The organism is Pirellulaceae bacterium (genome assembly GCA_029243025.1).
Lineage (GTDB): Bacteria > Planctomycetota > Planctomycetia > Pirellulales > Pirellulaceae.
The window spans coordinates 81,736-96,047 of the sequence record JAQWSU010000021.1 but is presented as its reverse complement, the minus strand read 5'-3'; the positions used below and the strand labels follow the sequence as shown (position 1 = coordinate 96,047).

Here is a 14,312-nt window from a genome sequence, read left to right as displayed (position 1 = left end):
CCGTTGAGGTTCTGCAGCGGCCGAGCAGAGGCTAACCCTGGGGTTTGAGAATCACAATACCGAGCGGGGGCAAGTTGATGCCGATCGACCAAGGCCGTCCATGCCACTCACTGGCCTCAGCATTCACGCCAGGATAGGTCCCGATATTGCTGCCACCGTAATGTTCGGAGTCAGTATTGAGGATCTCTTGATACCATCCACTGCGATGCACTCCCACTCGATGATTGGGCCGCGCCACGGGTGTGAAGTTACAGCAAACGAGCAGTTCATCGTTTGGATCAGCACCACGCCGTAGGAACGCCAGTACACTGTCATCGGCACTTTGACAGTCAAGCCACTCGAATCCGTCGGATGTAAAGTCTCGCTGGTAGAGGGCCGGTTCGTTACGTAGTGTGTGATTCAAATCACGAATGAGATTCTGCATACCTTGGTGAGATTTCCATTGGAGCAGATGCCACTGCAAACTCTCATCACAGTTCCATTCATTCCATTGGGCGATATCATTTCCCATGAACAGCAGTTTTTTTCCGGGATGCGTCCACATGTAGCCGTACAGCAGTCGAAGGTTGGCAAATTTCTGCCAAATATCTCCCGGCATTTGATCCAGTAAGGATCCCTTCCCGTGCACGACTTCGTCATGCGACAGGGGCAAGGTGAAATTCTCGGTGAAGGCGTAGATCATGCTGAAGGTCAACTCATCGTGGTGATGTCGACGATGAATTGGATCATTTCGCATGTAACGCACGGTATCATTCATCCAACCCATATTCCACTTCAACGAGAAGCCCAAACCACCGGACGACGTCGGGCGAGAAACTCCGCCCCAAGCTGTGGATTCTTCCGCCACGGTTACAACACCGGGAAATTGTTCGTGGGTTTGCTCGTTAAACTGCTTCAATAGGGTAATCGCTTCCAGATTTTCTCGACCCCCGTATTGATTCGGAACCCATTCACCATTTTCCCGGCTGTAATCGAGGTACAGCATCGATGCAACCGCATCAACGCGAAGACCATCGATGTGATATTTGTCCAGCCAGAACAAAGCATTCGACAACAAGAAGTTACGAACTTCGTTGCGACTGTAATTAAAAATGAGTGTTCCCCAATCCGGATGTTCACCTTGTCGGGGGTCGGCATGTTCATACAGAGCGGTCCCGTCGAATCGTCGCAAACCGTGATCATCTCGCGGGAAGTGAGCCGGTACCCAATCTAAGAGAACACCCAGGTCGTGTTTGTGGAGGTAGTCCACAAAGTACATGAAGTCTTCCGGTGAACCATACCGACTGGTCGCTGCATAGTAACCGACGGTCTGATATCCCCAACTCCCCGTGAAAGGATGCTCACTGATCGGAAGCAGTTGCACGTGGGTGTAGCCGATTTCTTGACAATATTTGACTAGCTCATGGGCTAATTCACGATAGCCAATCCAATCGGTGGGATCTGTCCCGTTGCGTCGCCAGCTACCTAGATGAACTTCGTACACACTCATCGGTTGTTCAAGCGCGTTCGTCGCTTTACGCCGATCGAGCCATTCTTGATCCGTCCACTGATAGCGAGTGAGGTCAGTTACGATGCTGGCAGTTCGAGGTGGCACCTCAGCCGCAAAGCCGTACGGATCACACTTATCCACATTGTGTCCATGCTGATTGACCTGGTACTTGTACTTCGTGCCATGCGTTAAGCCAGGTACGAACAACTCCCAGACACCACTAGGGACTCGCTTGCGCATCGCATGCCTGCGGCCGTCCCATTCATTGAAGTCACCAACAACGCTGATTCCCGTTGCGTTGGGAGCCCACACAGCAAAGTTGATTCCTGAGACACCCTCGATGGTCCGAGGGTGAGCCCCCAGCTTGTCGTAAGACTGCCAATGCTGACCTTCACCCAACAAATGCAAGTCAAACTCACTCAATAGCGGAGAGAAGGCATACGGATCATGCATCGTTGTTTTTCGTCCAGCTGAGTCTTCAATGTGCAATTGATAACGATTCATGCCTTCATGCCCCGGCCACGGGCAGATCGCTTCATACAACCCTGAAGGATGAATCCGTCTCATGGGTAACCGTGCCGCATCAGCCCCATGATCGATCCAAACTTGCTTCGACTGAGGTAGATAGGCACGAACCGCCAGTGCGCGCCCACCATCGTGTTCGACTTCGTGCGGCCCTAACAGTTCAAATGGGTCTTCGTGACGCCCTTCGATTAAAGCACCAACACTATCTAATTTAACACTTGTTCGCACCAGATTCTCCTCTGTTTCCCACAGTCGTAATTCTGTTCCAATTGCTTCAATTTTTAAATCTGAAGGCCGCAGATCGGATTTCCGACCCAAATAATGCCTAGCTTGCCGATTGCATTCCGCGATCAGCTGCTGGTGCCCCCTGCATCAGTGCTCTTGCACCCCGCGTCACGAATTTGGCAAGCAGACGCACGCGTTGCGAAACCGTGACATCTGCTTGTTCACCCGACAAGACAGCTGAGTTCTCCTGAGTAGCGTGAGCGGAGTCAATTCGCCAAGTCCGACACTCCACACGATGGAACTTCAAGGCTTGATCAATGCGTTTCCATAGATCGCTGTTCTTCACGGGAACACGGCGACCGTAACGCTCCCACTGCCAATTGTTGTTCCGCCACTCTGAAATTCCGAATCGGAATCCCCGGCTGACTTGACGACTCGAGGTCACCAGTGTCACGCGCGACGGTTGCTCCAAGGCTTCCAAACCACGGATCACCGCCAACAATTCCAACCTTTCGCCCTGCATACCCGGCTCGTCGTCAGCAGCTTCCACAACGGTTTCGCCCTGGAGCGATTCGAGCAGAAAGTGCCAACGGCCCTCCGAGGGTGAATCGGTGGCTTCCTGGGCTTCTGAAAAGAGCAAGAAATGAGGCTGTTTTGCAACCATGGCTCATCGATCCTGTGCTGCAAGCTAATACCGGAGTGGGGTGGGTCGATTCTCACCGGATGAGGTCGAACCGAGCTTCCTACGGACAATGATCGCAAGAAGGCGTGACGATGTCTCCTATCGGCAGTTTCTCCCTAAGCTCCCCAGTTTATCTGACAAGAAGTGTCGAGTTGCGGCTGAATAGAAGAGCAACAAGCGGTTCAAAGCCGGCCAACAGGCCGTTCAAAGAGTGAATCCACATCTCGTTAGAGAGCTAGGATTTTCGAATAATCGCATCGCCGGCAGAAGCCTTAGCGTCTTCGATCTTTGTCCAGTCGCGACGTTGTCGGGAGCTGGGGATCGACATTTTCCGGCGATACTTGGTGATTGTGCGACGGGCAACGTTGAGCCCATGTTTTTTCAGTTGCCGCACTAATTCGTCGTCGCTGTAGGGTTTGGTTTTGTCCTCTTGGTCGATGACCTCCTGTAACTTGATACGAATCGCATCCCAAGCTACATCTTCGCCATCGTCACTCTTCGTTCCCCCGACAAAGAATCGCTTCAATGGGAAAATCCCGCGTGAAGTCTGTATCCATTTGTCGTCTACAGCTCGGCTTACCGTCGTCACATGCACCCCGACCTTATCGGCGATTTGCTGCATTTTCAACGGTTCAAGCGCATCCGTCCCATCTTGGATAAAACGCGTCTGATGATCGACGATCGCCTGCGAAACACGCGTCAGCGTGTTTCGACGTTGCTCGATCGATTCGATCAGCCACTGAGCTGCGTTGATTTTTCGCTTAATGAACTCACGTTCTTCCGGAGTCGCTTCTCCGTTCATCAGTCGCTGACGGTAATAGTTGCTGATACGCAGACTGGGTGTGTGTCCTTCTTCGAGATAAACCTTATAGCTGCCATCGTCTTGGCGTTCGAGAAACACGTCAGGGGTCACGGTGGGAGCGATCGTGGAAGTAAAGTCCGCTCCCGGTTTCGGATTCAGTTTTTTCAGCTCATCCCAAGCATCTTGAATCCGTTGGATGGAATATCCTGTCTTTCGTTGGATCGCCGGCAAGCGGTTATCCCGCAGATCTTCTAGATGGCCTGATATCAGGGTTTTGACTTCGTCGTACATTGCCATGCGAGGCTGCAGTTGCAGCAGCAAACATTCACGCAAATCGCGTGCACCAACCCCCTTAGGTTCGAGCGACTGAACCGCTTCCAAAGCTCGACGCGCCAACAGACGCGTTTCCTCGCTCGCGTCGGACGGCAGCAAATCGTCTAAATTCGTCGTGAGATACCCATTCGTGTCGAGGCTGGTCACGACTCGCTCAGCCATTCCCAGTAGTTCATCCCCCAAGTCCATTTCGCCGAGTTGCATTTCGAGATAATGCTGAAGTGTTTCAGCGCGAGCTGCAATGTTGGCCATCGCATCGTGTTTGCGGCTGGCCATCTCCTCCATGCGATTCGCGGATCGCCGCGGTGAATCGTCAAATGCATCGGGAAACTCCCGGTCCATTTCGATCAGACGTTCAAAATCGTCCTTATTATCTTTGTTCTCATCGACGACCAGCTCTTTTTCACTGTCCGCAGGCGCATCAGGATTTTCGCGTTCAACCGGCTCTTCCGGCGAATCCGGATCCTGGTCGCCCGTCTCCAACATCGGATTCTCATTCATCTCTTGCTCGATTCGCTCTTCTAAAGCGAGCACCGGCAACTGCAAAATCTCCATAGACTGGATCATTCGCGGGGCCAGCACTTGCTTCTGAACGAGTTTTTGTTCGAGTCCGAGTGAAAGACGCATGTTGAAAGTCGCTATCCGTTCCTCATTACGATTTAAAATGACTTATCCGATAAACGTACCTTGAAGCCAGTAAAACGCATCCGGCTCCTCCGAAAACTTGGCATGAATCTTGAAAACGCCCAGCAGATCGCTAGAGTTTTTGTCGTCCACTCATCGCATCCGCCAAAATCTCTTTGTTCGTGAACTCCAACACACTGCCAGAGGTAATTCCACGTGCGAGTTGCGTAACCTCAACCGGCAACTCTTCCAATAAATTTGAAATATGCAGCGCCGTCCCATCCCCTTCCACTGTGGGATTTGTCGCCATGATGACTTCTCGAAACACGCCGCTTCGCACACGCTGCACAAGTGCATCAATCGTGAGCTGATCCGGCCCTACCCCCTCGAGCGGCGCAATCCGTCCAAGCAGTACATGGTACAACCCCCGATAGACACCAGCCGCTTCCAACTGGATCAGATCACGAGGCTGCTCCACCACGCAAATCTTCGTTTGATCCCGAGCCGGATCGAGACAAATCTCACAATGCTGCTGCTCCGCTAAGTGATAGCAGGTCTCACAGTAACGGACGTTTTCCTTCACGTTGCGAATCGCGTCGGCGAGTGCTAAGGCATCCGGCTTGTTAATCCGCAAGATGTGATAGGCCAAGCGTTCCGCCGACTTACGACCAATGCCGGGCAACTTGGCGAATTCGTCGACCATCCGAGTGACGGATTCGGTGAGGTGCGCCATCTACTTTCAATCCTTGTTGGAATCTACGAAGCGTCAAACCGCTTGGTTCCCTTAACCCGTGAACTTCCCCAATGCTTCATCCAATCCGGGCAGCTCCATACCGTCCGTGAGCGACTTGACAGCCTCAGCATGCAATTCCTTCGCATTCCGCAGGGCTTGATTGACTGCGGCCGGAACCAGATCTTCGATCATTTCGGTTTCACCGCTTGCGACCAGCGAGGCCTCAATCTTCACCTTAGTGATCTCCCCCAAACCATTGGCCTCGACCTGGACCATTCCCCCCCCGGCCGAACCTTCAACGCGCTTCAGCTTGAGTTGTTCATTGATGTCTTGCATGCGTCCACCCATTTCTTGAGCTTGGCGCATCAGATTACCAATGTTCGCGAGTCCTTTTAACACGACGAACTCCTTTAAAAGTCTTGTTTCTTTGCTCAGGACGACTTCTTTTCATCCTGCCCCAGCTCAACCGACGTCACCTCGGCATCGAACAATTCCACAGCAAGGGCGACCCAAGGATGGCTCGCAGCTTGCTGTTTGAGTTGCTGTCGCGACATGACCGGTTTCGGCGGAGTCGGGTGAGCGCGGTCTTCTTTCAGGACGTGAAAGTCAAGGCGAAGTGGACGTCCTGCTGCTACGGACAAGGCTTTTTCAAGAGTTTCTTTCCGAGCCGGCCGCTCACAGAATGATTTGCTCGAATTATACATCCCCCGAAATCGCACGACCAGTCGATTTGGCCCGGAAATTGCTACACTGTCAGCATGCGACGCACAATCAGCGGTCATGTCGTCAAGCGAACCTAAGGCGGCATGCCAAGCCTCTCGGGCCTGGGACTCGGTAAGCGGAGGATGGTTGCCTGTCTCCACAGGCTCTGAATCATCCACCTTCGCTTCAGTAGGGGGAGTCGAATCACTCTCCTCGTCAGCCGGCTCCGCCGAAGCATTCAGGGCTGGGGCGGTTGAGGGAATGGGAGCGGATTCCCTGCTAGAACGGGGTCCGCTCGCGTCAGGGCTTCTTTTGGCGGGAGCTGTTTTTTTTTTCGAATTCGGCACCGGACTGATCGCAGAAGCAGAATCACTGCAATCTAATCTTTGGATCAATTCAGACAGATCATCCAATTGTTCGAGCTGAGCAATCCTCACCAGGGACAATTCCAGCAAAATTCGGCTGTGGACACTTTGTTTCATCCTCGAAATTGTTTGATCGATAATCTGCACGGCCGCCAGCAACGACTCCATGCCCCAACTCTCGGCGCGTTCACGCAGCGAATTGAATTCAGAGGGAGCATGATACATGAGTATATCGGGAGAGCAGCCGACATGAGCTGCCATCATATCCCGAAGACAACCGACGATCTGTTCGGCCAACTGCCCAGCATCAACGCCTTCAGCCAGTGCCCGTCCCAGCCCATTCAACGCCCCTGCTGCATCGCGATCGGCCAACGGTTGGACCAAATCACGCAAGCGTTCATCACGGGCCGTTCCCAACATGGTGTGAACATCGTCAACTGAGATATGATCCCCAACAAATGACAGCAGTTGCTCGAGCAGTGATTGACTGTCACGCATGGAACCCGCAGCTCGTCGAGCGAGAAGCTGCAACGCGGCGGGGTCCGCCTGCGCTCCTTCTTGCTCGATAATTTGCTGCAAACGTGCGACTATTTCTTCCGCCGATACAGGCGAAAAGTCAAAACGCTGACAGCGAGACAAAACCGTGATCGGAATCTTCCCAGGCTCCGTGGTGCAGAAGATAAACTTTACATGCTCCGGGGGCTCTTCCAGCGTCTTCAACAACGCATTGAAGGCCTCTTTCGTCAACATGTGCACTTCATCGATGATGTAAACCTTGAAGCGAGCTCGACTCGGGCGGATCCCAACGTTCGACCGCAATTGACGAATCTCATCAATGCCCCGATTGCTCGCTCCATCAATTTCCAAAACGTCGACATCGTCACCATTGGCAACTTGTAAACAAATATCACAGCGACCACAGGGTGTTGGCGTCGGCCCGGTTTGACAATTCAACGCCTTGGAAAGAATGCGAGCTGTCGATGTCTTCCCAACACCGCGAGCGCCCGTAAAAAGATAGGCGTGACCAACGCGATCCGTCGTGATCGCGTTGCAGAGCGCCTGAGAAACCGTTCCTTGTCCCACTAAGTCTTCGAACGACTGCGGGCGATACCGCCTGGCGACAACAACGTACTCGCCAGTTTGATTCGATCGATCTTCAGAGCCGGACATAGTTGCGACAATCCAGGGTGGAGACTTCGTTCGGCAGCCCCGAACACCGAGCTGGCATCGACAAAACAGCGGATGACATTCAACTGCGGGCACAACCGAGCACAGAGCGACCCCCGCACAAGAGTACCCCACTTAGGGCTGCTCCGGTTAAGGCCTGACCCGGTTCGCGGCTCCCCCTCGCAGGGGTCGCTCAGCACCCGGTTTGTCCAGCAGAAGACTCTGTTTTGTACGAAGTTCCCCCTTGATCGTCAACGTGGTGGCCGCCAACAACAGACTCTGCAGTGATCCGCTAAAGTTCAGAAGCGGGTCGGAATTCGGTCCGAATCACGGATCGCGATAAAACTATTGCAAAAAGAGCGATTGGGGACTCCAACGAACAGAATGAGCGTCTAGAAGCGTGCGGCAATACCCGCGCCAAGCCCGTAATCAACTGCTGCCTCATTCAAGCCAAGGATAGCTAAAATGTCGAGTTGCAAGTTGTCGTTGACCAAGTAGGTAAAACCACCATCCATGTAATAAGTCGGCTTGGCGGTCGGCGAAATGGCACTGTCAGGCATCAACCCAAACCACTCGACATAGGTGCCCCACTGTTCGGTCAGGCTCAAATTGACAACAGCGCTCTGTCCGAACTCGTTGAAATCGTGCCCTAAATCATCGACTTCACCCAACAACTGCGTTTGGCCAGCAACCGAACACCAGTCGTTAAGATCCAGCTTGTAAATCAGAATTCCACCCGCTAACACTTTGTCGGCGGTAAATTCAGGACTGCCGGTCGGCAAAGTCATCTGAAGAATCAATGCCATTTCCGGGCGAAGTCCACACTGTTGGGTAAGGGCTAACTTAGTGCCAAGCTGTAAATCATCAGAGCCGACAGCACTTTCCCGTATCCCTTGCCCCCTCAAACTCTCATCCAACACAGTCCAACCGACTCGCAACTCGAACCAGTCACGGAACAATCCGACTCGCAGCAAACTATTCGGGTAGGCATGCCCCGACAGACGTTCACCACCAAAATTTTCGTCTTCGACATAGAGATATCCCATCTCCAGCTGCAAAACGCCCCGCCCTACGGTACTTGACGCTTCCGTGAAATCGGGTCGGTCCGTCTGCAGTGGCTCCGCAAAGACGTTGCCTCTCGGTTGGACCTGAGTTCCGGCCCAAGCAAATAAGGTCGGCAAATCACACGAATTACAGTCCGCGTTAACAAACCTTGGCGAGAGGCAGAGCGCCAGAAGTAAAAAAACGAGTGATTTCGCATAAAAGCTCAGAAATACAATCCGATCGATCATTTTTTTTCCTGACTGCAACGTCAAACGGGTAGCTCTCGTGCAGAACCCGTATCTGCGTAAAAATCCGCACAATCTATTTATTCGACAAGTGGCAACGGTGGAATTTAGGCAAGCGCAAGGAGTTACCGCCTTGATCACCAATCCCGCCCATACCACCGTCACAATCGGTAAATTCGCCTCCAGGCCCCCAAAGGCCGATGCAGGAACGTCCCCAACGGATCCAACCAGCCGCAGACCGCTTCTGGATTACTTTTCCGCCTAGAAAAGTTGACCGTTTGTGAAACGAGGGATAAATTAAGCTGAGAGAATAAGTTACGCGATTAAGATCAGCCGAATCACCCCAAGCGTTTTCGTTCATGGGCGTCACCTATTTCAAACGATTTCGTATGGAAATCCCGCTTCGAGCGGCAACGTTCCACCCCCCGCGTCTACCGAAGAATTACCAGCTTATTCGGTGGGACGTTTCTCTGATTCCCCACCATGCGGATGCGAAGTACCGCAGCTTTTGTAACGAAATCGACGCCGACGTTTTTCCTTGCTTGGGTGATCTTTCTGGCTGCCTACGCTTGATGGGCGAAATTTCGGAAAAGAATGGCTTTACACCCGAAGCAACTTGGCTCGTGATCTACCGAGACCCGTTGGAAAAAACGATTGATGCCTGCGCCACGATCCAAGGAATTGGTGACCACCGAGGCTGCGGAAGCATCCAAAATCTGGGGGTCATCCCAGAACATCGAGGCTTGGGGATTGGCTCATTTCTGTTGTTGAAAGCGCTTGACGGTTTCCGGCGTCAGGGACTTCATCGAGCATCGTTGGAAGTCACCGCACAAAACGTGGAGGCAGTCCGTCTTTACCAACGTCTGGGATTTCGTCGCGTCAAGACCGTATACAAAGCGGTAGAAGTAGCCTATTCTTAGGCTGGTTCGTTTAATCCCCAAGTCGCTGCTTTCCATGTCTTGCAGCAACCGGCGGACTGGCTCGTTCAAGAACCCTGCTCGTGACAAACTCGATTCATTCGCACACTTACGAAAACGGATTAGTGCTGTTGGCGGAGACCATGGATTGGGTCGAATCTGCAGCCTTTGCCTTGCTTTTACCCGCAGGCTACGTCCACGATCCAGCCCACCAATTAGGTGTGGCAAATTTCACTTGCGAGATGGTTCAGCGAGGCTGTGGTGACCGTGACAGTCACCAGTTTGTCGAAGATCTGGATCGTCTGGGAGTCGACCGGAGCGTCTCGGTTGCGGCTGCCCACACGAGTTTTGGTGGTGCAACACTCGCTGACAATTTATTTGATTCGTTGTCGATATACGCAGATCTGGTTCGAAAACCCATTCTCCCGCCCGATCAACTCGAGGAAGGCCGACAAGTCTGTTTTCAAGAGCTGTGGTCGCTGGAGGATGATCTCGCCAGAAAAACCATGATGCGTCTCAAAGAGCGTTTTTATGGCGCCCCATGGGGCCGATCATCATACGGTACACGTGATCATCTGGAAGCCATTTCCATCGAACAGATTGTCGAGCACACCCAACAATGCTACCAGCCTTCCGGCGCGATCCTCAGTGTTGCCGGCAAAGTGGACTGGGAACATTTGCGGGATCAAATCGAGGGATTATTTGGGGATTGGAGCAGCCGCACCAGTCATCCAATTCCTGAATCACCTGCGACTCGAGGCTACGAACACGTCTCGTTTGATTCAAGTCAAACTCAAATTGGCGTGGCTTACGAAAGTGTTCCCTATGCCCACCCAGACTACTTTCAAGCCCGAGCGGCCGTAGGCATTCTAAGCGACGGCATGAGCTCGAGGTTGTTCACGGAGATTCGTGAAAATCGAGGCCTTTGTTATTCGGTTTATGCTTCCTGTCATTCACTCCGAAGCCGCGGCAGTGTCTTGTGCTATGCGGCCACCAGTACAGAACGTTCGCAAGAGACCCTGGATGTGATGCTGTCAGAGTTAAAGCGGATGAAGGATGGTGTGCGAAAAGACGAACTCGACCGCCTTAAGGCTCGACTCAAAAGTTCCTTAATCATGCAACAGGAATCGAGTTCGGCTCGTAGTTCCTCCATGGCTGCCGATTGGTTCCACCTCGGACGCGTGATGGCCATGGATGAAGTGGGAAAGATCATCGATGAATTGAGCTGCGATTCGATCAACGCATTCTTGGAGAAAAATGCCCCCGAGACATTTACCGTCGTAACTCTTGGTGAGAAGAAGCTGGAGGTGCCGATTGGAATTTCGTGAAGCGACGTTACCGAACGGCCTTGAGATCGTAGCCGAATGCAATCCGCGTGCGTACACGACAGGTCTGGCCTTTTTTGTCAAAACTGGCTCACGTGATGAAACAGCTGAGATCGCTGGAGTCAGCCACTTTCTTGAGCATATGACCTTCAAAGGTACACCCCGTCGCAGCGCCGCTGATGTAAATCGTGAGCTTGATGAGATTGGCTCAAATTCGAATGCATTCACAAGTGAAGAGCAAACGGTTTATTATGCAACGGTTCTACCGGAGTATCAGGGACATGCCTTGGATCTCCTCGCCGACATCATGCGTCCTTCATTACGATTGGACGACTTCGAAACCGAGAAGCAAGTAATCATCGAAGAGATTCACAAATACGATGATCAGCCACCGTTCGGCGCACATGAAAAATGCATGGCTGCATTTTTCCAGGATCATCCCTTGGGAAATAGTATTCTCGGAACGGTGGAAAGCGTCGACAATCTCAGTGCAGCAGCCATGAAAACCTACTTTCAACAACGCTACAGCCCTGGCAACATGACGCTGGCGGCAGCTGGGCGTGTTGACTTCGACGCACTGGTTGAGGACGCGAAAAAATGGTGCGGTGATTGGCCTGCCTGCGAAACGTCTCGCGAAACCGCCAAAGTGGTCGGTCGCAAGCATTTCGAAGCGCTGCAAAAAGAATCTGCGACTCAAGAATACGTCGTGCAGGTTGCCTGCGGCCCATCCGCTGATGAAATGGAACGATACGCCAGTCGTATTCTGTGCACCATTTTGGGCGATGACACAGGCAGCCGATTTTATTGGGAGTTGATTGAAACAGGACTGGCTGAATATGCGGGTGTCGGACCGTACGAATTCCAAGGAGCTGGAATTCTGATGACCTACCTCTGCTGCGACCCCGCAAACGCAGAACAGAACCTGGAACGAATTCTGCAAATTCAACGGCAGTTGGAAACGGGAGGAATCACGGATTCCGAGCTCGAAATCGCCAAAAACAAAATTTGCTCGCATGTCGTCCGACAAAGCGAACGTCCAAGTAATCGCCTTTTTGGCGTAGGGAATGGTTGGATTCAACGCCACAGCTACCAATCCGTCCAAGAAAGATTGGCGGCTTACCAAAAAGTGAACATCGCTGACATCGAACGAATTCTGCAAAAATATCCAATGTCTACCAATACAACGGTGGCCGTTGGACCCCTCAACCAGTTCGCAGCCCCCTCTTAACGGCAGCCTCAGCTGCTTCCATCGACAGGCCTCATCGACAGGCCTGGGGGCGGATCGCCAAAACTTCTCTCGAAAACTCGCTTTGCCTGCGATCTGCTCGGCCCCAAACCCGCCACCCAACGGAGTTCCAAAGCACGGCTTAAGAGACCGCAGCCGCGTGAATGCCCTAGCCAGATACCGCTTGAGCCTTCTGCGGTGATTCCCTAGAATCCGCGTTTCGCTATCCGTCTCTGGAGCCTCCTCATGGAACGATCACTCGTATTACTGAAACCTGACTGTGTTCAACGCCGCCTCATGGGAGAGGTGATTTCCCGCTTCGAAGAAAAAGGCCTGAACATCATCGCGATGAAGATGCTGCAAGTCACACCCGAACTGGCGAAACAGCATTACGCCGAACATGTCAGCAAGCCATTTTACCCAGGTCTCGAAGCATTCATCACCGGTGCTCCGGTTGTCGCCATGATCATCGAGGGCCTGGAAGTGATCCAAGTGGTGCGAGACATGCTTGGAGCGACCAGTGGTCTCAAAGCAGCAGCAGGAACAATTCGCGGTGACTTGAGCAGTAGTCGCCAAATGAATTTAGTGCATGCATCGGACGGTACCGAGGCAGCCGAACGGGAAATCGGACTCTACTTCTCGCCAAACGAAGTCTGCGACTACGAGCCGACCCTTACACCATGGATGAAGGCAGCTGACGAATAGCAGCTGCCTCGCTGAATCAATCAGCGGACCGGCACTGCCAACTGGTCAATCATGTCGCGAGTCGCTTGCTCAACGGCTGCAAGCCAGCTTGAACTTGCAAGCGATTCATATTCGGGTCGCGCGTGGGCAAAAATGATTCCTCGAGAACTGTTGATGATCGCCCCGAGTCCGCGTTCATCCATGGCGTGCCGAACACTCTCTGCAGTTCCTCCCTGCGCACCGAAACCAGGAACCAGAAACCAACTATGAGGCATTGCGGCGCGTAACTCAACAAGTTGCTCGGGATACGTCGCACCTACCACAGCACCAACGGCTCCATAACCGTGGGTTCCTTGGGTCTCTGTTGCCAACGTTTCCACAAGCTGAGCAACATGTCGGTATAAAGGCTGGCCATCAATTAATTGATCCTGAAAGGTCTTCCCTCCCGGGTTCGACGTCTTTACCAAAACAAAAATACCCGCATCCTTCGACAAACCAGCTTCCACGAAGGGCGTCAGGCTATCGTCTCCTAGGTAAGGGCTCACCGTTAAGGCATCTGCCCCCCACGGTGAATCGGCTCCCAAGTAGGCCTCGGCATAAGCTGTGGCAGTTGAACCAATGTCATTTCGTTTTCCATCGAGAATTACCAGCAAATCTCGCTGCCGCGCGTAAGCGATGACTTCCGCCAAGGCTTGGAGCCCGCAAGGCCCAAGCGCTTCAAAGAAGGCCATCTGAGGCTTCACGGCGGGTACCCGACCGGAGACCACATCGATGATCTCTTTGCAAAACAACGCATAGGCTTTTGACTGAGTCGGAAAATCGGCATCTTCCCCCGGGAAGATTGCCTCCGGCAATTGCCCCAATCTTGGATCAAGACCAACAACCACGGGATTCTTTCGCTGCAAAATCGCATCGGCGAGACGATCGGAGAACGGCACGAGAGTTCCTTTTCCTTTCCGAGCAAACCCGAAATCTAGGGCCACGACGTGACGTGGCTAACTGTCCCCCATCCTAAAAAGAAAACACGAATGCCACAACGACACACCCTTCGAGCATTGGCCGCTTCGCTGGATTTGATATTTCCCGCCGTCAAGAGTTGGTTGGCAGGTGAAGACGCATCAGCCATTCCGGTTGTCGACTTGCACGACCAATAAGATCTTGCACGACCAAAAAGATGTTGTGCAGCCAAAGCAGCTTATGATTGATCGTCGCTCCGTCTTCCACG

The 14,312-nt window shown here is 52.7% G+C and carries 14 protein-coding genes and 1 other RNA gene; 5 read left to right on the top strand and 10 right to left on the bottom strand.

Annotation, left to right across the window (positions count from 1 at the left end; translation table 11 throughout):
* Positions 1-31: 31 nt before the first annotated feature.
* The 9 genes from glgB to P8N76_09615 all read right to left on the bottom strand — a co-directional run bounded on the left by glgB (position 32) and on the right by P8N76_09615 (position 9,297).
* Entirely contained in the window at positions 32-2,242 is a 2,211-nt protein-coding gene (gene glgB, locus P8N76_09655) for a 1,4-alpha-glucan branching protein GlgB (GenBank protein ID MDG2381928.1), read from the bottom strand.
* 97 nt (positions 2,243-2,339) lie between these two features.
* On the bottom strand, positions 2,340-2,903 hold the full coding sequence (locus tag P8N76_09650; protein ID MDG2381927.1) for a hypothetical protein: 564 nt from the start codon (positions 2,901-2,903) through the stop codon (positions 2,340-2,342).
* 253 nt (positions 2,904-3,156) lie between these two features.
* Entirely contained in the window at positions 3,157-4,683 is a 1,527-nt protein-coding gene (gene rpoN, locus P8N76_09645; protein MDG2381926.1) for an RNA polymerase factor sigma-54, read from the bottom strand.
* Between the two features lie 130 nt (positions 4,684-4,813).
* On the bottom strand, positions 4,814-5,413 hold the full coding sequence (gene recR / locus P8N76_09640) for a recombination mediator RecR (protein ID MDG2381925.1): 600 nt from the start codon (positions 5,411-5,413) through the stop codon (positions 4,814-4,816).
* A 51-nt stretch (positions 5,414-5,464) separates the two neighbouring features.
* Entirely contained in the window at positions 5,465-5,812 is a 348-nt protein-coding gene (locus P8N76_09635) for a YbaB/EbfC family nucleoid-associated protein (GenBank protein MDG2381924.1), read from the bottom strand.
* 32 nt (positions 5,813-5,844) lie between these two features.
* Entirely contained in the window at positions 5,845-7,650 is a 1,806-nt protein-coding gene (gene dnaX / locus P8N76_09630) for a DNA polymerase III subunit gamma/tau (GenBank protein MDG2381923.1), read from the bottom strand.
* Positions 7,651-7,750: 100 nt separating this feature from the next.
* An RNA gene (gene ffs, locus P8N76_09625) (signal recognition particle sRNA small type) lies at positions 7,751-7,843 on the bottom strand.
* 196 nt (positions 7,844-8,039) lie between these two features.
* A complete protein-coding gene (locus tag P8N76_09620; protein ID MDG2381922.1) occupies positions 8,040-8,939 on the bottom strand; it encodes a transporter in 900 nt (299 codons plus the stop codon).
* A gap of 73 nt (positions 8,940-9,012) precedes the next feature.
* Positions 9,013-9,297: a hypothetical protein gene (locus P8N76_09615; GenBank protein MDG2381921.1), complete on the bottom strand. Its 285-nt coding sequence runs from the start codon at positions 9,295-9,297 to the stop codon at positions 9,013-9,015.
* Between the two features lie 28 nt (positions 9,298-9,325).
* Between P8N76_09615 and P8N76_09610 the strand changes: the two genes are divergently transcribed.
* The 4 genes from P8N76_09610 to ndk all read left to right on the top strand — a co-directional run bounded on the left by P8N76_09610 (position 9,326) and on the right by ndk (position 13,108).
* Positions 9,326-9,856: a GNAT family N-acetyltransferase gene (locus P8N76_09610; protein MDG2381920.1), complete on the top strand. Its 531-nt coding sequence runs from the start codon at positions 9,326-9,328 to the stop codon at positions 9,854-9,856.
* An 80-nt stretch (positions 9,857-9,936) separates the two neighbouring features.
* Entirely contained in the window at positions 9,937-11,181 is a 1,245-nt protein-coding gene (locus P8N76_09605; GenBank protein ID MDG2381919.1) for a pitrilysin family protein, read from the top strand.
* A complete protein-coding gene (locus tag P8N76_09600; GenBank protein ID MDG2381918.1) occupies positions 11,168-12,406 on the top strand; it encodes a pitrilysin family protein in 1,239 nt (412 codons plus the stop codon). The genes P8N76_09605 and P8N76_09600 overlap by 14 nt, the downstream gene beginning before the upstream one ends.
* Before the next feature lie 243 nt (positions 12,407-12,649).
* Positions 12,650-13,108, top strand: coding sequence for a nucleoside-diphosphate kinase (gene ndk, locus P8N76_09595; protein MDG2381917.1), 459 nt, complete (start codon positions 12,650-12,652; stop codon positions 13,106-13,108).
* Positions 13,109-13,128: 20 nt separating this feature from the next.
* On the opposite strand, the gene pyrF is transcribed toward ndk, so the two are convergent.
* Positions 13,129-14,025: an orotidine-5'-phosphate decarboxylase gene (pyrF, locus tag P8N76_09590; protein ID MDG2381916.1), complete on the bottom strand. Its 897-nt coding sequence runs from the start codon at positions 14,023-14,025 to the stop codon at positions 13,129-13,131.
* A gap of 90 nt (positions 14,026-14,115) precedes the next feature.
* On the opposite strand from pyrF, the gene P8N76_09585 reads away from it, so the two are divergent.
* On the top strand, positions 14,116-14,241 hold the full coding sequence (locus P8N76_09585) for a hypothetical protein (protein MDG2381915.1): 126 nt from the start codon (positions 14,116-14,118) through the stop codon (positions 14,239-14,241).
* The last annotated feature ends 71 nt before the right edge of the window (positions 14,242-14,312 follow it).

What these genes read in the sequence shown, in the direction of transcription:
- P8N76_09650 (MDG2381927.1), bottom strand. Translation starts at nt 2,903, where the DNA reads ATGGTTGCAAAACAGCCTCATTTCTTGCTCTTTTCAGAAGCCCAGGAA.
- rpoN (MDG2381926.1), bottom strand. Translation starts at nt 4,683, where the DNA reads ATGCGTCTTTCACTCGGACTCGAACAAAAACTCGTTCAGAAGCAAGTG.
- recR (MDG2381925.1), bottom strand. Translation starts at nt 5,413, where the DNA reads ATGGCGCACCTCACCGAATCCGTCACTCGGATGGTCGACGAATTCGCC.
- dnaX (MDG2381923.1), bottom strand. Translation starts at nt 7,650, where the DNA reads ATGTCCGGCTCTGAAGATCGATCGAATCAAACTGGCGAGTACGTTGTT.
- P8N76_09620 (MDG2381922.1), bottom strand. Translation starts at nt 8,939, where the DNA reads ATGATCGATCGGATTGTATTTCTGAGCTTTTATGCGAAATCACTCGTT.
- P8N76_09615 (MDG2381921.1), bottom strand. Translation starts at nt 9,297, where the DNA reads ATGAACGAAAACGCTTGGGGTGATTCGGCTGATCTTAATCGCGTAACT.
- P8N76_09610 (MDG2381920.1), top strand. Translation starts at nt 9,326, where the DNA reads ATGGAAATCCCGCTTCGAGCGGCAACGTTCCACCCCCCGCGTCTACCG.
- ndk (MDG2381917.1), top strand. Translation starts at nt 12,650, where the DNA reads ATGGAACGATCACTCGTATTACTGAAACCTGACTGTGTTCAACGCCGC.
- P8N76_09585 (MDG2381915.1), top strand. Translation starts at nt 14,116, where the DNA reads ATGCCACAACGACACACCCTTCGAGCATTGGCCGCTTCGCTGGATTTG.